Below are 19,578 nucleotides of genomic sequence, written 5' to 3'. Positions count from 1 at the left end.
TCGCCCGCGGCCGATATGCGATGGAGGATTATCCTATGAATTCGCGCATTCCTTGACACGCGTCGGCGTGTTCGCGCGGCCGGCAAGAAAATCGGGCGTCGACACCGGCTCACATGCGCCGCGCGCGGAAGAAATCGGCAAGCCGATCCGCGCACCGCTGTTCGCACACGCCGCCGACGACCTCGGGCACATGCCCCACATGCGGGTCGCGCGGAATGTCCCAGACCGAGCCGCATGCGCCGAGCTTCGCATCCCACGCGCCGAAGACGAGGCGTCCGATATGCGTCTGCAGGCACGCGCCCGCGCACATCGGGCACGGCTCGAGCGTCACGATGAGCGTGCAGTCATCCAGATTCCAGTCGTCGCGCTCGTCGGCCGCCTGACGCATCGCGAGGATCTCAGCATGGGCGAGCGGATCGGCGTCGCGCTCGCGCATGTTGCGGCCGATACCGACGACTTCGCCGTTCGCGTCGACGATGATCGCACCGACCGGCACATCGCCGTGCGTGGCCGCCTCGTCGGCGAGCGCGAGCGCCTCCTCCATCCATCCGCGCATCGCCGCGCGGTCCATCTGCATCAGCGACATCAGCGGCTCCTTTACATCGTGTACATCGTGCGGCGACGAGTCGTACAGCCGTCACCATTTGCTTTTCAGTCATCATACGATGTGCCACATGCCGGTAACGACCAGCTTGCTATGCTGAAAACGATCCCCATGATGAACGCGCTTGGCGGGGATGTGACCGTGACGGCGAAGATGATAGGGCCAAGGAGGACCGACTGTGGCGATTTTTGGACTGATTCTGGGCATTGTCGCCGCCGTGTTGCTGTCCTCCTTCCTGAGCCGTTTCATTCCGCGCATTTCGACGCCGCTCGTGCAGATCGCGCTCGGCGTGCTCATGTCGCAGCTGGCCTTCGTGCCGGACACCGAACTCGACCCGGAACTGTTCATGGTACTGTTCATCGCGCCGCTGCTGTATCTCGAAGCGCATGAGATCAACAAAAGCCAGCTGCTCAAATCACTGAAGCTGTCGCTGTCGCTCGCCTTCGGACTGGCGATTGCGATCATGGTCGTCGTGGGATTCACACTGCACGCGATCTGGCCGATGTTCACGCTCGCCGCGGCGCTCGCGCTCGGCGCCGCGCTCGGCCCGACCGACGCGGTCGCCGTCAGCTCACTGAGCCATGAGGCGTCGCTGTCGCAACGTCAGATCGGCGTGCTCAAAGGCGAATCGTTGTTCAACGACGCGTCGGGCATCGTCGGCTTCCAGTTCGCGATCACGGCGGCCGTCACCGGCCAGTTCCGCGTGACCGAGGCGGTCGGCGAGTTCGTCGTCTCGTTCTTCGGCGGCGCATTGTTCGGCCTCATCGTCGGCATCATCGCCAACTGGCTGTTCGAGACCTCGCGGCAGCTCGGTTGGGAGACGACGACGTCGCGCATCCTGCTCGAGCTGTTCCTGCCGTTCCTGCTGTATCTGGGCGCCGAAGCCGTGCACGTCTCCGGCATCCTCGCCGTCGTCGCCGCTGGCCTGACGATGCGTTTCGACCGCACCGGCATCGGCCCGAATGTCGCACGTACAAACATCGTCGCGTCGAGTGTGTGGTCGGTGTTCTCGTTCTCGCTCAACGGCGCCGTGTTCATCCTGCTCGGCCTGCTACTGCCGGATGCGATGCGCGCAAGCTGGGACAATCCGGCGATCAGCAACTGGACGCTGCTGACGATCATCCTGTGCGTGTCCGCCGTCATCGTCGGCCTGCGTTTCCTGTGGGTGACGGCGATGCTGCGTCTCGCGCGCGCCGAGGATTCGCGCAAACGCCGCCGCATGACGCCGGAACGCTGGCGTTCGGCGGCTGTCATGACCTTCGGCGGCGCGAAAGGCACGATCACGCTGTCCTTGATGTTCACGATTCCATACACGCTCGCGAACGGCGAATGGTTCCCGATGCGCGACGAGCTCATCTTCATCGCCGGCGGCGTCATCATCGTCACGCTGCTGCTCGCGAATTTCCTGCTGCCGATCATCGCGCCGAACAAGGCGGCGGCCGAATCGCGCGAAATCACCGAAGCGTCGATCGAAGTGCTGCGGCGCACCGTCGAGGAACTCGCCGAGCTGGCGACCGACGAGAATCGCGCGCCCGTCATGGCCGTCATCAATTCGTATACGCAGCGCATCACGCGGCTGAAGAAACGGTTGGGCGAGACGACGAACGCGGACGCGCGCGCCGCATTGCAGCTCGAGGCGCTCGACTGGGAGAAGGACTACGTCAAACGTCGGCTCGCCGAAACGCGCATCGACCCGCTGATCGATGCACATGAACGCGGCATTCGCGTCGAAGCCTGCGAACGTCTGCTCGACCAGATCATGACGACGCTGCGCCACACGCACACCGAACGCGACTCGTCGCATGTGCTGTGGCAAATCAAGGGACGCGTGCACTCGCTGCAGCGGCGCACCGTCATCCTTTCTCGGCGCGCGGCGAACAAGATCCGTCGCAGCACTCCGATGTTCAGCGAGGACGAAGTGTACGGTAGCATGCGCGACCTGCAGACCGACGCAATCGACCACGTCATCGACCGCCTGTACGAGGAGATGACGAGCACGACCTACGACACGGAAATCGTTTCGGGACTGCTGCTCGACTACCGTCGCGCCGAGGCGTCGCTCAAATCACGGCCGAACATGCGCAATTCGGCGTCACTGTCGACGCGCATCGACGCCGTCAAGCGCGAAAGCTTCGGCATCGAGCTCGGCGTCATCCAGGACATGCTCGAAAATGGTGACATCACGCGCGCGCAGGCGAAGCAGCTGCGCAAGAACGTCTATGTGATGAGCGTCGCCGCCGATGCGAACTTCTGACGACGGAGCGCGAAGCCGCGATGTTCACGATGTTCGATTGATGATGATCGTCGATTGAGTATGCAGAAAGGCGACGCCGACCTCGATGGTCGGCGCCGCCTTTCTGCGTTGTGGGCGACTACTGCGCGACACCGCCGGTCGTATCACCGGGGAGCGTCGTCGTGCCTCCGGGGTTTGTCGTCGTGCCGCCGTTCACCGTTGTGTCACCTCCGGTCGATGGAACGCCGCCGCCGGTCGTATCGCCACCGATGGTGCCACCTGTGGTCGCACCGGTGCCATTGTCGACGCCCGTGCCGGTGCCGTTAGTGATTCCCGGCTGCTGCGCGTTCGCCGCGTTCTGCAGTTCCTGCTGGCGCTGCGCTTCGGCGGCGGCCGCGTTCGCCGCAGTCAGCGCATCCTCGGAGGCGCGCACCGTGTCGCCGGCCGCACGCAACGCGTCACGCGCCTTGTCGGCGGCCTCCTGCGTGAGGCCGGCGTCGGCGACCGTCTTCTTCGCATCGTCGATCGCCGTCCGTAGTGCCTCGCGCGTCGCCTCGTCGGCGACGAGGCCGGCCGATTCGTCGTACAGCGTCTGCGCTTCGTCGATTGCCGACTGCAGATCCTTCCTGACACCATCCGACTTCGTGCGCGCGTCCTTTGACGCGTTGACGGCAGAGGCGGCGTCCTTGAGCGACTTCGTCGCGTCCTCGATCTGTGTGGCCTGCGCGTCAAGCTTGTGCGCCGCCTGTTCGAGCGCGGGCTGTGCGAGCGACGCCGCGCACATCTGGTCGATGTTCTGCGTGTCCTTCTGCAATGCCGTCGCCTGCTGCAGCGCATCGGCAAACTTCGTGACCGTCGACGCGTCGGCGACGGCGTCCTGCGACGTCGAGGCGAGGTCACCGTCCGCCTTCACCTCCTTGTCGAGCGCCGCCGACACGGTCTGTACGAGCTCCTGCGAGCGCTTGCAGGAGGCGAGCGCGGCGTCCTTCGCGTCGGCCGACTTGCCATGCCACCAGATCACGATGCCGACGACGATGAGCGCGATGACGACGATCGCGGCGACGATGGCGATGATGATCTTCTTCTTGTTGGAGCCGCCGTCACCGTCATCGCGGCCATGTCGACCGTTGCCGGGTTCGCCCGGCTCGGCGGCGCCGTCGTCCTCGTCGGAGACCTCTTCGAGGGGTTCGAAGGAGTTCGGTTCGCTTGCCGTGACCGTCTTGATAACGGTGTTCGTGTAGGACGACGCCGTCCGTCCGAGCACATGCGTGCCGTCGGCGGCGGTGTCATCATCGGAACGCAGATTGATCGGCGGCAAGGTCGCCGTCGTCGCTGAATCCTGCATCATCTGCTGCGTATAGGTGTTGACCGATGTGGGTGTCGGCGCCGGCGGGAACAGTTCGGTCTGTTCGTCGTCGGCCGCGGCGGCGCTGCCTTCGGCGGCTCCCCACACCGGCACATTGAAATCGTCGGAGGCCGCGTCGGCACTCAGCGGCGCCGTGCGGGACGTCGGCATCGCCTGCGTCGGTGCTTCGGTATTCGAATTCGCGAACGTGAAGGTCGGCATCGCCTGCGTCTCGGATGGCGTAGTCGACGGCATAGTCGACGATGCAGTGGCCGGCGTTTCAGCGGGCGTAGTCGACGATGCAGTGTTCTGTGCGGTGTTCTGAGTAGTCAACGACGCAGTGTTCTGCGCGATCGACGACTGTACGGTCGTCTGCTGCGCGTTCGCGTTGTGCTTCGGCTTCGGCGCGTCGTCGAAGGAGGGGAAACGCAGCGCGGCGCTGTCGACGCGTTCGTCAATCGGCTGCAGACTGTGGTCGATGTCGCCGGCGGGGTCGCTCGGGAACTGCAAATCGGAATTGGAAGGATTGGAATTGTTCGCCATAGGCCGTCATCCTCTCTTCATCTCATGCGGACGTGCGTGCGGCGTGGGCACGTCCGGCGGCGCCGACCACTAGTCGTTGATCTGCGCGCGGTAGAAGTTCACGTAGGAGCGCGACGGCGTCGGGCCGCGCTGTCCCTGATAGTGGGAGCCGGTCGTCGCCGAGCCGTACGGATGCTCGGCCGGCGAACTCAGCTGGAAGAAGCACATCTGACCGATCTTCATGCCGGGCCACAGTTTCACCGGCAGCGTCGAGACGTTGGATAGCTCGAGCGTGATGTGGCCTTCGAAGCCGGGATCGATGAAACCGGCCGTCGAATGCGTCAGGATGCCGAGACGGCCGAGCGAGCTCTTGCCTTCGAGGCGTGCGGCGAGCGTCGCGTCGAGCTTGACGTATTCCCATGTCGAACCAAGCGCGAACTCGCCCGGATGCAGAATCCACGGCTCGTCGGGCTTGACTTCGAACTGTTCGGTGAGTTCCCCCTGATTCTCCGCCGGATCCACATAAGTGTACGCATGATTGTTGAACAGACGGAAGAAACGGTCGAGACGCACGTCGATCGATGCGGGCTGCACCATTTCAGGCGTCCACGGATCGAGCGAGATATGGCCCTCGGCCTGTGCGGCGAGGATATCGCGATCGGACAGCAGCATCTTAGGGGCATCTCCTTCGTGACGGATCGGTTCCCATGCCATGGCCGTATGCACATGGTCATGCTCGATTCAGTGTAATTGCGTACGCCGACGCACTCGCAATGTTCGAGCGGCCGCGACGCCAGCGGCTGATTCGTGTGCACGGACACATGCGCACGCATATGGGGCGCGTATATTGGCGGTATGACTGATGCTTCCGAGAACCGTGGCGCCCTCATCGGCCGCCCATCGACGGTCGTGCCCGGCCGTTTCGGCGAACCGCTCACCGTCACCTCCGCGCGCACATCGCGCAACGGCGCCACCGCAGCCGGCGGCCGCCCGCTGTTCCTGTGCCTGCATGGCTGGGGTTCCAACGAGGACGATCTGGCCGACATGATGCGCTATGTGGCGCCGTACAACGATTACGTCTCGCTGCGCGCGCCGCTTGTGCTGCAGGAGGCGTCGCTCATGCAGCCGGGGGCGTACTCGTGGCTGCATGATGCGATCCCCGTCGGAGAGGATCTCGACCGCGACGCCTTCGCGGCGGCCACGGCGATTGACGCATGGGTGATGGCGAATGTCGACGCCGGCCGCGACGTCGTGCCGATCGGCTTCTCGCAGGGCGGCATGCTGGCGATCCAGCTGCTGCGCGTGCATCCGGAACGCTACCGCGCGGCGATCAGCCTGTCTGGATTCCTCGCGCCGGGCATCGTCGAAGGCGCCCATCCCGCCGACGAACGACTGCTCGAACTCAATATCCCGACCTTCTACGGCTACGGTTCGGCCGACACCGTCGTGCCGAAGTACGACATCTACGAGACGCTCGCATGGCTCGAGGAGTACACGTGGCTCACCGCGCACGAATACCGCGGTCTCGACCATGCGGTCAGCCTTGCCGAATTCGCCGACCTGCGTCAGTGGCTGCTCGACCACGACATCTCGTCAGGCATCATGTGACATCATCTGACGACTCCACGGCCGTCCGCAGCCGCGGAACGATTGGAAAACAACTGATGGCCCGAGCGGGCGCCGACCTTGTCCACAAGGTCGGCGCCCGCTCGGGCCATCAGTTGTAATCAACAATCAATCAATACTCAGTATTGATGATGATGACGACGTGTCAGCGCTTCGCACGCATGCGCAGGAAGATCTTGCGAATCTCCGAGGCAAGCAGCACGAAGAAGGCCAGGCCGATGCACTCAAGCCATGCCATCGGCGGCAGCGGCGTCGTGCCGAAGGCCGTATTGAGGAACGGCACATAGATGACGAGCAGCTGCAGTGCAATGGACAGGCCGATCGCACCCCACAGCCACTTGTTCGAGAACAGGCCGACGAACGCGCTCTGCAGATGCGAACGCGACGCGAGCGCATTGAACAGCTGTGCGAACACGAGAATCGTGAAGCCCATCGTGCGCGCCTCGACCATCTGTGCGTCATGACCCATCGCACTGACTGAACGGTCGGTGAATAGGCCGCCGGACAGATGCATGTCCATGCCGATGAGCGTGACGACGGCCATGATGATGCCGATGTAGACGATATCGCCCCACATCGCGCCGTCGATGACACGGTCGGTGAGCTTGCGCGGCTTGCGGTTCATGACGTCCTCGGTCATCGGGTCGACGCCCATCGCGAGCGCCGGCGCCGCGTCAGTCAGCAGGTTGATCCACAGCAGCTGCGTCGCAAGCAGCGGCACGGTGACACCGACCGAAGCCGGGTTCTTGATGCCGAGCCAGCCGGCAAAGACAACGCCGAAGAAGACGGTGAAGACTTCACCGACGTTCGAGCTGAGCAGGTAGCGCAGGAACTTGCGGATGTTGTCGAAGATGCCGCGGCCTTCGCGTACGGCGGCGACGATCGTCGAGAAGTTGTCATCGGCGAGAATCATCTTCGCCGACTGCTTCGTCACTTCGGTGCCGGTGATGCCCATCGCGACGCCGATGTCCGCGGCCTTGACTGCCGGGGCATCGTTGACGCCGTCGCCGGTCATCGCGGCGATGTTGCCCTGACGCTGCAGCGATTCGACGATCTTGAGCTTATGCTCCGGCGCGACGCGCGCGTAGACGGAGACCTCGGAGGTCGCCTTGTCGAGCTGTTTTTCGTCCATCGCGTCGAGCTCGTCGCCGGTGAGCGCCTTGCCGTCCTTGGCGATGATGCCGAGGTCGGAGGCGATGCGGGCAGCTGTGAGCGGATGGTCGCCGGTGATCATGACGGTGCGGATGCCGGCGCGGTGCGCCTCGGCGACGGCGTCACGCACTTCGGTGCGCGGCGGATCGATGATGCCGACCATGCCGTTCCAGATCAGATGGGCTTCGATTACTTCGGCCTGTTCGGCGATATCGGAGACTTCGCCGGCCGAGTTCGTACGGATGCCAGGGATCTGCGCGAGCGAATCGGTTTCGAGCGGACGGTACGCCTCGCCGAGCGTGCGGTACGCCTCACGCGAGAGTCGTTCGACCGTTTCGAGGATGTCCTGACGGTCACCTTCGGTGAGCTTGCGGATCGCGCCGTTGACGTAGATGCGGTCGCAGTAGCCGAGGAGCACGTCCGGTGCGCCCTTCGCGAAGACGGTGAGCTTGCCGGCGTCGGTCGCGTTGCGCGCGATGACGGACATGCGCTTGCGCTCCGACGTGAACGGGATTTCGGCGACGCGCTGGAAGTGCTCGTACTTCTTGTCCGCATGCGTCTTGCGCGCGGCCACGACGAGCGAAACCTCGGTCGGATCGCCGACGACCTCCCACGTGCCGGGCTTGTCGCCCTCACGCAGCTCGCCATCGTTCGCGAGCGTGCCGGCGCCGAGCGTGGCGAGCACCTCGTTCGCGATGTTCTCCGGGACGGCGGCGCCGTCGAGCGCGACCATGTCGCCTTCCGGCGCATAACCGGTGCCGGTCAGTTCGACCTCGCCCGACGGCACGACGACGCGTTCAACGGTCATCTCGTTGCGCGTGAGCGTACCGGTCTTGTCCGAGCAGATGACGGACGCGGAGCCGAGCGTCTCGACCGAATGTAGCTTCTTGACGATCGCGTGGTGTGCGGCCATACGCTGCACGCCGAGCGCGAGAACGACGGTGAGGATTGCGGCGAGGCCTTCCGGCACGGCCGCAACGGCGAGCGAGACGGCGAGCAGCAGCGAATCGATGACGTCGTGGACGCTGTGGAACCCTTCGAGGATCGCGAGCGCGAGCAGCACGACGGCGGCGATGATGCACACGGCGATGCCGAGAATCTTCGAGACGTGGTTCATTTCCTTCTGCAGCGGCGTCGCCTCGTCGTCGGTCGACTGCAGCAGGTCGGCGATCTTGCCGACCTGCGTGTTCATGCCAGTGCCGGTCACGATCGCGCGGCCGGTGCCCTGCGTAACGGAGGTGCCGTTGAAGACCATGTTCGTACGGTCGCCAAGCGCCTTCGCCTTCTCGAGTGTCTCCGGCTTCTTACCCACCGGGACGGATTCGCCGGTCAGCGAAGCCTCGGCGATGCGCAGGCTCGCGGCGGCGAGCAGACGGCCATCGGCCGGAACCGTGTCGCCTTCACCGAGCACAAGAATATCGCCGGGGACGATGTCGGTCGTGTTGATGCGCTCGACGCGGCCGTCGCGCAGCACGTTCGACGTCGGTGCCGTCATCTCGGACAGCGCGTTGACGGCCTCCTCAGCCTTCGCCTCCTGCACGTAGCCGAGAATCGCGTTGACGATGAGGATCAGCACGATGACGATGGCGTCAAATGGCAGCGCTTCGCCGCCTTCGGCACCGGGTGCCGCGTTGACTTTCTCGATGATCCACGCGACGAGCGAGATCGCCGTCGCGGCGAGCAGCAGGTAGACGAGCGGATCCTGGAACTGCTGCAGGAACTTCTTCCATTTCGGCACCGGCGGCGCGCTCGCAAGCTCGTTGGGGCCGAATTTCTCGAGTCGTCGCTTGGCTTCGGCGGCACTCAGGCCAGTGCGCGGATCCACGTCGAGCGCGGCCGCCACTTCGGTGGCGTCGACGAGCGACGGATCGACGTCGCGCAGCAACGCCTCCTGCGCCTTCACCTCCCGGCTCTCTTGGGCGTCCTCGGTCTCCACATGGGGCTCGTTGGACAGCGCGGATGGATCAATGATGCGATCATCCATAGGTTATTTCTCCTCGGTCAGCCGCGGAGTAGTCAGTCAGGCGTTCCTCCCCCGGCCCGGTATGGGTGGACCGGGAAACGGGCGCCGGACTGCGCGGTTATTTCCGGCGCCACGTTGGCATGGCGCCTCATACGTCTGCCATTATTCCATAGCGATGACCATCATGCGACCGTTTGCTACGAACTACACACAATCAGCGAAAACCCGGGCGGCTCCCCACGGCTTCGCGCACAGCGCGCTTTGGCGCGGGGCGCTGCCATAATTGTGCCCATGGTTACGAAGAAAGGCCCGACCAAGGGGTCGGGCGGCAAGCACCGCAACGCGTTGCGAGGCAAGGGCCCGACGCCCAAGGCCGAGGACCGCGTCTATCACAAGGCATACAAGGCGAAGAAGGAGGCGCAGAAGCGTCAGCGTTCCGATCCGCGTCTGGCCGCACGTCGCCGCGCCGCCAAGTTCACGAACGATTCCGACGATCTGGTCATCGGCCGCAACGCCGTCCTCGAGGCGCTGCGCGTCGGTGTGCCAGCGAGCACGCTCTATGTGGCCGCGCGCATCGAACCGGACGACCGCACGCGCGAGATCATCCGTCTCGCCGGCCAGCATGGTCTCAACCTGCTCGAGGCGGACCGTCTGGAGATGGATCGCATCGCACGCTCCGATCATCATCAGGGCATCATCATGAAGGCGCAGCCCTTCCAGTATTCGTCGCTCATCGAACTCGCCGAACGTGCCGAACGCAAGGCGCGCGCGATGGAGGCCGCGAATTCGAAGGCCGCACGCCTCGCCGCGCGCCCGCTGTTCATCGCGCTCGACGGCATCACCGATCCGCAGAACCTCGGTGCCGTCATCCGTTCGGCAGCCGCCTTCGGCGCGAACGGCGTCATTCTGCCGGAGCGCCGTTCCGCGTCGGTGAACGCGACCGCATGGAAGGTGTCGGCGGGCGCCGCCGCACATATGCCGGTCGCACGCGTCGTCAATCTGACAAAGGCGATCGAAGCGCTCAAGGAACGCGGCTACTACAGCGTCGGCCTCGATGGGGGCGGCAGCAAACTCGTCGGCGAGACCGGTTTTGAGACCGATCCGCTCGTCATCGTGCTCGGTTCGGAAGGCAAAGGCCTGAGCAGGCTCACACGCGAGGCCTGTGACTGCATCGCGAGCATCCCGATGACGAATGCCGTCGAATCGCTCAACGCGTCGGTGGCCGCAGGCATCGCGATGTACGCGGCCGACCGCGCCCGCCGCGAGGCCGCCGAGGACTGAGCTGATGATGGCCGTACGGGCGCTCATGCGCCACGCACGGCCATCATCGTTACTTACTCACCGTAGGGTCCCATGAAGCGGGATCCGTCAAAATGGATCATATGTTCCGGGGCGTCGGCGCACCATGCTTCGGTCTCCCATGCGAGTACGGCAAGGTATTTGCGCATGACTTTCCGAGTAGGAAATGCGGAGACCAGCACAACTTCCTCCCATTGGTCGGAGAAGAGACTGCGCAGTTCCTGCTTCCGCGTCACATCCACAGGCCCGTGCGTACTGGCGGCTTCGATGAGGAACAGCCAGCGGCGTGCAACATCCCACGCGATGACATCCGGAGCCTTGTCGCGTGCCCTGAGACTGATTCCCAGCTCATCCATCAAATCGGCATCGACGGTTCCATGCTGATGATCGGTGTCATCGATATAGGCAATCCGGCAATGAGGCACGAACCGAGGAAGCATTTCCTCCACAATCGCCTTGATGAGGACAGATTGCCCGCTTGGAGATAGCTGCAGAGTGGCACCAGACGGCAGACTGACGGGGGTCTTAGGCATGGCTTTGCGCTCCGCCGCAAGCGACTGATATGATTCGTGCTCCGCGAGGAAACGTTCGATCAGCTTCTCGAATACCTGCTCATTGCGCCGGCGCAATGCCGCAAGCGCATCGGCGGTCACACGATAGTTCCATTTGGGTGAGTTGATTGGTCTATCAGGCCTATCCGCATTCTCCTCGACGAGCTTGGCGATGATGAATTGATGCAGCGTGAACCTGCGAATCGTCTCACGCGTGTTCGGCTTGTAGTCGACGCCATACCAATCACGAATCCAATCCATGATATCCCGCGTCGTCAGCATCGGCGCGGAGGCGTTCTGCCAATCATCGCCCGGTTTGAGCTGCAGCAATGCGAGCAATGTCATTGCGCTGCGCTCATTCTGCTGCTCTTTGCCCACCCCGAATTCGCAAAGCACTGCGATGGCGTCGGCGATCAGCTCGTCTCTACCCATGAAAACATTCTCCCCACGGTCTGATCGACCCTCATCTGATCCATATGGCCGTCGATGGGCAGCAGATCAGCCAATGCAGCCAACTGCCGCTGCTCCGGACAGGGCAGTTGGCGCAGATCGGTGGCATTGACCTGCGTGCTGCCGGATATCTGACGATACCATTCGTCGACGATGCTCGTAGAAAGCCACAGCGTCAGGCCGCGCGCGACGGCATCGTCGAGAGGCACTGTCGTACGCGACGTGCCACGATGGATGTAATTCAGCTTGTTGTCGACGACGAAAGGAACCTCACTGCCGAGGTAGGAGGCATGGATGCGTCGCAACTGTTCCTTGGCGGAAAACCGACCGACAAAGCAGTAGCTGCCGGCAGGGAGCACAATATTACGATTGGCCGCCTCCTCGGTCGTCCATTGAGGACGTTCGCATTGGACGGGGTGCTCGGTGACGAGCCCATCCTGATTGTCCATCCAATACAGAGGATATCCGCCGGGCGTATCGGTATCCGACAGGATATCGCGGTTACGGAACCAGACCAGTTTCCCGGTCGACACCCATAACCCTCTCTCGCACAACGGTTTGAAATCTATCAAACGATCGTCCTGCTGCCGTATACGCAGCATATGGTCACGTCCCAGCAACAACGAAGCGAGCGGCATGCTGTCGGCATGCTGCTCCGACAACGGCGTGGTGGGCGACGCATCATCATATATCGTCACCGTATCCACTTGTGGACGCTTGGACACCTTCAGCAACATGATTTCCTGAAGGATGTCCATATCCTTGAAATGCTCCTGACGGGAACCGTATACGGCCACCGCGTCGAGACTGCATTCGGCGAGCAACCACTTGCGGAAATCCTTGAAGTACTCACCGTTCATCCACGACCGAGGAACAATCGCCACACACTCGCCTCCGTCGGCAAGCGCCTGAATCGCAATCACCAGAAACGCCGTATACAGATTGGTGACCTTCACCCCACCGCTGGCAGTTCCAATCACCATCGGCTTGATCTTCTTGTATGGCGGATTGAGGATAACCCGATCAAACTCGGCATCCAGCCATACGTCAAAGACCGAAGCGTTGATGACACGGACATCGTCACACACCTGCTGCAGGGAATCCTCCGAGTATGCGATGAGATCGGGATCCTTCTCAATGGCCGTGACACTGGAGCCACGAGCCGATTGACCGGCTACCACCGCGCCGAGAATGCCCGTACCAGAACCAAGATCGAGGATGCGGACAGGAGCATCCGTATGGCTGAACAGCCCTGCCGCCTGTTCAGCCACCGGCATCGGCGTGAAGAACTGCTCCAGTTGCTGTTGCCGTTCGGCAGACAGTGCAGTCGCAGCCTCATTACGAATCTCGGCAATGGTCCTACTCATGTGCCCAAGAATAGCCATCTCTGTCGTCATGCCACCCTTGTTGGACGGACTCTCCACGCATCGGCGTTCGGGACGGCGTGCCACCACCGCCAATACACGAATGCCCCGGCCTTACAAGCCGGGGCACTCCAGTTTCAGGGCGTTAGCTCCTACAATCGTCTCCGCTCAATGCGACCAGACGGCCGCGTCCTGGTCGAACTCCGGGTCGTAGTCGTCGTCCTCGTCGTGATGCACGGACGCGTCGTCGTAGGTGGATTCGTCGTCGATGACGCCGGAATCAGCTTCGGCGTTGAGATCGTCGACGGTCTTCGCGTCCATCATCTGCTTGGGCAGGATGTCCTTCACGTAGCTCTGCACGGCGTCGGCCATCGGCACGTCATGACCGGCCTTCTCCGCCATGAACCAGCGATGGTCGAGCACCTCGTGGAAGAACTGCGCCGGCTCGATCTGCGAACGGTACTCCGGCGGGATCATACGCACCGTCGGCTCGAAGACCTCGCGCATCCAGTCAGTCGCGACGATCTCGAGATCCTCGCCGTCACGCCACGTCGATGCGCGGTAGGCGTCGAGATCGTTGAGCAGACGACGCGCCTGGTTCTCCTGCACGTCCAGACCGGTCAGGCGCAGTAGCTTGCGGTTCGCATAGCCGGCGTCGACGACGCGCGGACGGACGAGCACACGCTTGCCATCCTCGGTCGTCGTCACCTCGAGCTCGTCGACGTCGAAGCCGAGCTCGTTGAGGCGATTGACGCGCTTCTCGATCTTCCACATCTCGTTCGGGTTGAACTTGTCAGTGTCGGTCAGCGCGCTCCACAGCGAATGGTAGCGGTCGACGAGACGGTTGCCGACCTCGATCTCGTCGACATCCGGCGGCAGCAGCGCGCCAGAGCTCAGATCCATCAGTTCGCCGATGATATTCGTGCGAGCCAGGTCGATGTCGTACTCGCGCTGGCCCTGCGTCAGCTCAACCTGCAGGTCGCCGGTCTCCGCGTCGACAAGGAACGCGGAGAATGCGTCGGCATCCTTGAGGAACAGGACGTTGGACAGCGACACGTCACCCCAGTAGAAGCCGGCGAGGTGCAGCCGCACCATGAGCACGGCAAGCGCGTCGATAAGCCGCTCCGCCGTATCCGGACGCAACGTGCGCGCGAACAGCGCACGGTACGGCAGCGAGAAACGCAGATGCTTTGTCACGAGAATCGCTTCGAGCGGCTCGCCGTTCTCGTCATGACGACCGGTGACAACGGCGATCGGCTGCACGGTCGGCAGGTTCAGCTTCTGCAGCTGGCGCAGCAGCTCATATTCGCGTTCCGCGACATTGCGCGTGATCTCCTTCATCGCATAGACCTCGTCGCCGACGCGCACAAAGCGCACGATATGCCGGGAGATGCCTCGCGGCAGGTTGACGAGGATGTCCTTCGGCCATGTGGACAGCGGCTGCTCCCACGGCAGCGTGAACATCTTCGGGTCGGCGCTTGCCGAAGTGATCTTGAGCGACGGTGGCTCTTCGGAAGGGGTGGCCGGATCCTCGGCCTTCACGCTCGTCGCCTTCAACGCGCGCGGATCCAACTGCGGATTGTCATTGAAGCTCATAGTCGCCACTTTACCTCATAGGTTTTCCGGATGTGCTTTGGCACGATAGGCCCAAGATACGACCCAAGATACGCAGGAACCCCGCGGATGGGCGGGGTTCCTGTTCACAGCTTCGGATCAGGACTGGCGTCCTGCCGGCATCAGTTGATGCGCAGCTCGGTCGACGGGGCGAAGAGATGCATCTTGGCCGGGTTGACCTTGATCTTGACGGTGTCGCCGACCTTCGGCAGCGCACGCGGGTTCACGCGAATCGTCGTGAGCTTGTTCTGGTCGGACATCATCGACGCGTGCTCATCCTGCTGGGCGATCGCGTCATCGGTGAGGATGTTGCCGTAGATGTAGCCGTCGGAGCCGAGATCCTCGACGTTGACGACCTTGAGCGAGAACGCATTCGCATCATCCGGGCCGGCGAGCGAAGCATCCTCCGGGCGGAAGCCGACGACGATCTCGTTGTTGTCTTCCGGCGTGAGCTTGTCAAGCGCTTCCTTCGGCAGCTCCATCGTATCCTGGCCGATCTTAGCCTTGCCGTTGACGACCGGGTGCGTGTTGATGTTCATCGACGGCGAGCCGATGAAGCCCGCGACGAAGACGTTGGCCGGGCGATCGTACAGCTCGGTCGGCGCGCCGACCTGCTGCAGGATGCCGAGCTTGATGACGGCAATGCGGTCGCCCATCGTCAGGGCCTCGGTCTGATCGTGCGTGACGTACAGCGTCGTGACGCCGAGCTGGCGCTGGAGCGCCGCAATCTGCGTACGGGTCTGCACACGCAGCTTCGCGTCGAGGTTCGACAGCGGCTCATCCATCAGGAAGACCTTCGGTTCACGGACGATTGCACGGCCCATCGCGACGCGCTGGCGCTGACCACCGGAAAGCGCCTTCGGCTTGCGGTCGAGGAACTCGGTGAGGTCGAGGATCTCGGCGGCCTTCTCGACACGCTTGCGGATCTCTTCCTTCGGGGTGCCGGCGATCTTCAGCGCGAAGCCCATGTTGTCGGCGACGGTCATGTGCGGATACAGCGCGTAGTTCTGGAACACCATCGCGATGTCGCGATCCTTCGGCTGCATCGTGGTGACGTCCTTGCCACCGATCAGGATGCGGCCCTTGTTGACCTCCTCAAGGCCCGCGAGCATGCGCAGTGTCGTCGACTTGCCGCAGCCGGAGGGGCCGACGAGCACGAGGAACTCGCCATCCTTGATATCAAGATTGAGATCATCCACCGACGGCTTGTCGTTGCCCGGGTAGATTCGCGTGACGTGGTCGAAAATGACTTCTGCCATTATTCATCCTTTCATCGGCAGGTACGTGCCGAACGATCCGTTGTGAGGGGATTACTTGTGGCGTGTCCGCCTGCAGCCGTCGACTTCGACGCGGCAACAGACTTCTACGTTCGCCCGGCAGGAATCTCTCCCCGCCAAGCTGTTCCACACTATACACGGTCCTCTCAACTTATCAATTCCTCAGGCGTGCCGCACGTGTCGCTCCCTCCACGCCCCGCGTCAACATCGTCGATTGCGCGGGCGGCCTCGCCTGCGCCAACGATACCAGCCGTTTTCGTTCTGCGCGACATTCATCGCACCGCGCGTCGCGCCACGCATACACCCTCCGTACAATCGACGGTATGACGCTTGAGAAATGGGAACGCATCTCCAACATACCGTTGTTCGTACTGTCGGCCGTGTTCCTGTTCGCGTACTCGTGGCAGATCCTCGCGCAGACGCATTTGACCGCATGCTTCATCGCGATCAACGTCGTGTGGGTGACCTACGGCGTCGATTATCTCGTCTCCTTCCTCCTCGCCGAGAAGAAATGGCTCTGGTTCCGCAGGAACATTCTGCTGCTGCTGACGCTCGCGCTGCCGATCTTCCGTCCGCTGCGACTGCTGCGACTCATCCCGATGCTGCACATCTTCAACCGTTCCGCCGGCGCGGCGACACGCGGACGCATCACCGTCTACGCGACGAGCGCGATAGCGCTGCTCATCTACGTCGCCGCGCTCGCCGAATACTCGGCCGAGCATCTGGCTCCGGGCGCGACGATCACGACGTTCCCGCTGTCGTTGTGGTGGGCCTTCGTCACTGTGACGACGGTCGGCTACGGCGACGTCTACCCGGTCACGCTCACCGGCCGCTTCATCGCCGTCGCGCTGATGCTCACCGGCATCGCACTCATCGGTATCGTCAGCGCGATGATCTCGTCGTGGATCATCGATCAGGTCAACGGCGGCGCGCGCAACATCACGAAGGACACCGCGCAGACGACGGGCACACACGCGCAGTCCGACAACGACTACAACTCCGCGGACATCCGCCTGATGCGCGCGGAGATCCTGCGTCTGACGGACACTGTCGGCCAGCTCAACCACGAACTGCAGCGCACGCACCGCCTGACGAAACGCGCGCATCGACGCGTCCAGGAGCACCACGGCAACGTGTACCTCGACGAGAACGGACAGCTGCGCCGCGAATCGTCGGGCGGCCTCGTCGACATCGACACGACGACCACGACGTCGACGCCGGTCGGCGATCATGACACGCACGCGGCGCCGCACGACGTCGGACGCGGCGTGCGCGAACAACGCGACGCGCCGCACCACGCGGGCGACGCGCCGCAGACGCAGTCCGGCGATGCGCCGAATCCGGCCACAGGACAATAATTGCCCATCGACACCGCAACGACCTTACGATAGGAATCATGAGTGATCTGCACGCTTTGAACCTCCAGCCCGGCGACATCGTCGGCGGATACACGCTCGACGCACGCCTCGGCGCCGGCGCGATGGGGTCGGTGTGGCGTGTGACGGACGGCGGCGGCACAAGCTACGCGATGAAGATACTGAGGGATTCGCTCAACGACGAAGCCGTCGACGAGGAGGGTCGGCGCGCGCAGACGACGGCGCGCGAACGGCTGCGCCGCGAGGCGATGGCTCTCAAACGAATCAAGGATCCGGGCGTGTGCAGCATCGTCGACATGGAACTCGACGATTCGCTCGCGTTCATCGTCACCGAACTCATCGAAGGCGACAACCTACGGCAGGACGTCGCGCAGAACGGACGCTACACCGGCAGCGACCTCGAACGACTCGCCGAGAAACTCATCGCCGCGGTGCACGCCGTGCATGCGGCCGGCATCGTCCACCGCGACATCAAGCCGACGAACGTCATGGTCTCGGTCACCGGGCCGATTCTCGTCGACTTCGGCATCGCGATGGGCGAAGGCGAAAGCCACGTGACGAGCACAGGCCTCGTCATGGGCACGCCGGGATTCATCGCCCCCGAAATCATCGAAGGTCAGGAAGCGAACGAGGCGACCGACTGGTGGTCGACGGCCTCGGTGCTCGCGTTTGCGGCAACCGGCGCGCCGGTGTTCGGCACGCAGCCGATGCTCGCCGTACTGCAGCGCGAGGCGACCGGCAATGCGAATCTACAGGGGCTGCCGCCGCGCACGATGCAGGCGTTCCGCGCGGCACTTTCACCGCATCCCGAAGAACGCTGCACGCCCGACGAACTGCTCGACGCGATCTCCGCGGATGCATGGGAGGCGGAATCACAACTCCCTTTTGAGGCCGTCGCTCCAGCCACCGGAGCGACCTTCAGGAGAAACGAGAGCGTGAACAACCCGCGCACGTTGTGGCGCGCGCAGTCGATGCCGACCGCCTCGATCCTGTTCCCCGGCGGCCGTCCGCGCGCCGGCGTGCAGGCGGCCGGCAGCGCGGGAGTTGCGCAGGTGGGTGGCGGCGACGTTCGGCCAGTTGAGACAGCGCAGGCGTACGGTGACGCGGCTGTCGCGAAACCTCTCGATCCGCCACGTCCGCCGACGGCGACACGGCCACTCGAAGCGGCGACGACACCGCTTGCGACGGCCACGCCCATGTCATCGACACAATCGACGCCATCGACGCCCACAGGAACGCGCGTGATGCCGGTCGACGCGGCCGACGTCGAGGCGACGCAGGTGATCGGGCCGATCGAACAGCCGACGATGGCGCTCGCGCCGCCGCAATCAGCAATGCCCGAGCAGGAGGGCGCCACGCAGGCGCTTCGTCCGGCGACGGCGGCGCCGTCGTGGCGCACGGTGCCGGCACAAGCGGCTGCGCACACAACAGCACAAACAGCGCCGGAGCAGGCCGCGCCGGCGCAAGAGAACGCGCAGTCGCAGCAGCCACAACAGCCGCTGGCGCAGTCGACGTATGCACAGCCTCCGCAAGACACGACGCCAATCTGGGCGTCGCGCGGACGGCTCGCGTGTCTGCTGCCGCTCGTGCCGCTCGCCGCACTCGCCGCGAGTCTGCCGATCGTCGCGCTCATCGTCGCATCGTTCATATTGTGGACGCTGATGGCGGTCGGCTACAACGCGGCCGCGCAGAACGCGCGCGTGCGCCGCCGTCAGGGTGAACGCCGCGGCAGCGACACGGCGATCCGCGCGATCTCGTTCCCCTGGCATCTGCTTAAATCAATCGTCTTCATCATTCCGACGATGCTCGCGCTGTGGCTCATGGACACCCTCGTCGTCGCGCTCGCGACGCTCGTCTGCGCGCTGCCGCGCTATGAGATGCCGCTGCCGATCTTCGGCGGCTCGCTGACGGTCGCCGTGCCGGACGCAGCGCCGGCGTCGCTGACTGGCGCAAGCTGCGCAATTGCGTTCGCGGCCGGCGGGCTGCTCGCCGTGCTCGGCCCGTGGTCGTCGCCAGTGCGGCTCGGCGCTGGACATCTGCTCGGGCTGACACGACGCGAGCGTGAACGCGCGCAGTTGCCGCCGCAGCAGAATCGGCGTCAATGGGTGTGGCTTGCGCTCGCCGTCATCGGCGTGTGCGCAGCCGCGATCAACATCGAGGTGTCGCCGGCCGTCGCATGGTGGCCGCTGCTGCCGTGGTAAC

The 19,578-nt window shown here is 63.7% G+C and carries 13 protein-coding genes; 5 read left to right on the top strand and 8 right to left on the bottom strand.

Features of this window, described 5'->3' with window-relative positions:
- Positions 1–109 precede the first annotated feature (109 nt).
- On the bottom strand, positions 110–586 hold the full coding sequence (gene tadA / locus G606_RS0104645; RefSeq protein ID WP_231371412.1) for a tRNA adenosine(34) deaminase TadA: 477 nt from the start codon (positions 584–586) through the stop codon (positions 110–112).
- A gap of 196 nt (positions 587–782) precedes the next feature.
- Here tadA and G606_RS0104640 point away from each other — a divergent pair, with 196 nt between their 5' ends.
- The gene (locus tag G606_RS0104640) at positions 783–2,858 is read left to right on the top strand and encodes a Na+/H+ antiporter (RefSeq protein WP_026644968.1); all 2,076 of its coding nucleotides are present in this window, start codon (positions 783–785) and stop codon (positions 2,856–2,858) included.
- Between the two features lie 118 nt (positions 2,859–2,976).
- Here G606_RS0104640 and G606_RS10700 read toward each other — a convergent pair whose 3' ends face one another.
- Together G606_RS10700 and dcd are read right to left on the bottom strand one after the other, a co-directional pair.
- The gene (locus G606_RS10700; protein WP_026644967.1) at positions 2,977–4,725 is read right to left on the bottom strand and encodes a hypothetical protein; all 1,749 of its coding nucleotides are present in this window, start codon (positions 4,723–4,725) and stop codon (positions 2,977–2,979) included.
- 69 nt (positions 4,726–4,794) lie between these two features.
- Positions 4,795–5,376, bottom strand: coding sequence for a dCTP deaminase (dcd, locus tag G606_RS0104630; protein ID WP_026644966.1), 582 nt, complete (start codon positions 5,374–5,376; stop codon positions 4,795–4,797).
- A 183-nt stretch (positions 5,377–5,559) separates the two neighbouring features.
- Here dcd and G606_RS0104625 point away from each other — a divergent pair, with 183 nt between their 5' ends.
- Positions 5,560–6,312, top strand: a complete 753-nt coding sequence (locus G606_RS0104625; RefSeq protein ID WP_026644965.1) for an alpha/beta hydrolase — start codon at positions 5,560–5,562, stop codon at positions 6,310–6,312.
- A 163-nt stretch (positions 6,313–6,475) separates the two neighbouring features.
- Here G606_RS0104625 and G606_RS0104620 read toward each other — a convergent pair whose 3' ends face one another.
- Positions 6,476–9,466 (bottom strand): cation-translocating P-type ATPase, encoded by a 2,991-nt coding sequence (locus tag G606_RS0104620; RefSeq protein ID WP_026644964.1) that lies wholly within the window; start codon positions 9,464–9,466, stop codon positions 6,476–6,478.
- Positions 9,467–9,736: 270 nt separating this feature from the next.
- Here G606_RS0104620 and rlmB point away from each other — a divergent pair, with 270 nt between their 5' ends.
- Positions 9,737–10,726, top strand: a complete 990-nt coding sequence (rlmB, locus tag G606_RS0104615; RefSeq protein WP_026644963.1) for a 23S rRNA (guanosine(2251)-2'-O)-methyltransferase RlmB — start codon at positions 9,737–9,739, stop codon at positions 10,724–10,726.
- A 53-nt stretch (positions 10,727–10,779) separates the two neighbouring features.
- On the opposite strand, the gene G606_RS0104610 is transcribed toward rlmB, so the two are convergent.
- The 4 genes from G606_RS0104610 to G606_RS0104595 form a co-directional block, all read right to left on the bottom strand.
- Entirely contained in the window at positions 10,780–11,727 is a 948-nt protein-coding gene (locus G606_RS0104610) for a BsuBI/PstI family type II restriction endonuclease (protein ID WP_026644962.1), read from the bottom strand.
- Entirely contained in the window at positions 11,709–13,142 is a 1,434-nt protein-coding gene (locus tag G606_RS0104605; RefSeq protein WP_231371411.1) for an Eco57I restriction-modification methylase domain-containing protein, read from the bottom strand. The genes G606_RS0104610 and G606_RS0104605 overlap by 19 nt, the downstream gene beginning before the upstream one ends.
- Before the next feature lie 135 nt (positions 13,143–13,277).
- Entirely contained in the window at positions 13,278–14,705 is a 1,428-nt protein-coding gene (locus G606_RS0104600) for a DUF4032 domain-containing protein (protein WP_026644960.1), read from the bottom strand.
- A 140-nt stretch (positions 14,706–14,845) separates the two neighbouring features.
- On the bottom strand, positions 14,846–15,982 hold the full coding sequence (locus G606_RS0104595; RefSeq protein ID WP_026644959.1) for an ABC transporter ATP-binding protein: 1,137 nt from the start codon (positions 15,980–15,982) through the stop codon (positions 14,846–14,848).
- Between the two features lie 341 nt (positions 15,983–16,323).
- Between G606_RS0104595 and G606_RS09940 the strand changes: the two genes are divergently transcribed.
- Positions 16,324–17,358 (top strand): potassium channel family protein, encoded by a 1,035-nt coding sequence (locus G606_RS09940; RefSeq protein WP_081664021.1) that lies wholly within the window; start codon positions 16,324–16,326, stop codon positions 17,356–17,358.
- A 38-nt stretch (positions 17,359–17,396) separates the two neighbouring features.
- On the top strand, positions 17,397–19,577 hold the full coding sequence (locus G606_RS0104585) for a serine/threonine-protein kinase (RefSeq protein ID WP_026644958.1): 2,181 nt from the start codon (positions 17,397–17,399) through the stop codon (positions 19,575–19,577).
- Position 19,578: the final 1 nt, after the last annotated feature.

This window comes from Bifidobacterium sp. AGR2158, assembly GCF_000424225.1.
Lineage (GTDB): Bacteria > Actinomycetota > Actinomycetes > Actinomycetales > Bifidobacteriaceae > Bifidobacterium > Bifidobacterium anseris.
This window is presented reverse-complemented; position numbering and strand designations above follow the sequence as displayed.

Excerpts from the sequence above, each read along its gene's own strand:
- G606_RS0104600 (WP_026644960.1), bottom strand. The coding sequence starts at position 14,705 with ATGAGCTTCAATGACAATCCGCAGTTGGATCCGCGCGCGTTGAAGGCG.
- G606_RS09940 (WP_081664021.1), top strand. The coding sequence starts at position 16,324 with ATGACGCTTGAGAAATGGGAACGCATCTCCAACATACCGTTGTTCGTA.
- G606_RS0104605 (WP_231371411.1), bottom strand. The coding sequence starts at position 13,142 with ATGACGACAGAGATGGCTATTCTTGGGCACATGAGTAGGACCATTGCC.
- G606_RS0104620 (WP_026644964.1), bottom strand. The coding sequence starts at position 9,466 with ATGGATGATCGCATCATTGATCCATCCGCGCTGTCCAACGAGCCCCAT.
- G606_RS0104625 (WP_026644965.1), top strand. The coding sequence starts at position 5,560 with ATGACTGATGCTTCCGAGAACCGTGGCGCCCTCATCGGCCGCCCATCG.
- rlmB (WP_026644963.1), top strand. The coding sequence starts at position 9,737 with ATGGTTACGAAGAAAGGCCCGACCAAGGGGTCGGGCGGCAAGCACCGC.
- G606_RS0104595 (WP_026644959.1), bottom strand. The coding sequence starts at position 15,982 with ATGGCAGAAGTCATTTTCGACCACGTCACGCGAATCTACCCGGGCAAC.
- G606_RS0104610 (WP_026644962.1), bottom strand. The coding sequence starts at position 11,727 with ATGGGTAGAGACGAGCTGATCGCCGACGCCATCGCAGTGCTTTGCGAA.
- dcd (WP_026644966.1), bottom strand. The coding sequence starts at position 5,376 with ATGCTGCTGTCCGATCGCGATATCCTCGCCGCACAGGCCGAGGGCCAT.
- tadA (WP_231371412.1), bottom strand. The coding sequence starts at position 586 with ATGTCGCTGATGCAGATGGACCGCGCGGCGATGCGCGGATGGATGGAG.
- G606_RS0104585 (WP_026644958.1), top strand. The coding sequence starts at position 17,397 with ATGAGTGATCTGCACGCTTTGAACCTCCAGCCCGGCGACATCGTCGGC.
- G606_RS10700 (WP_026644967.1), bottom strand. The coding sequence starts at position 4,725 with ATGGCGAACAATTCCAATCCTTCCAATTCCGATTTGCAGTTCCCGAGC.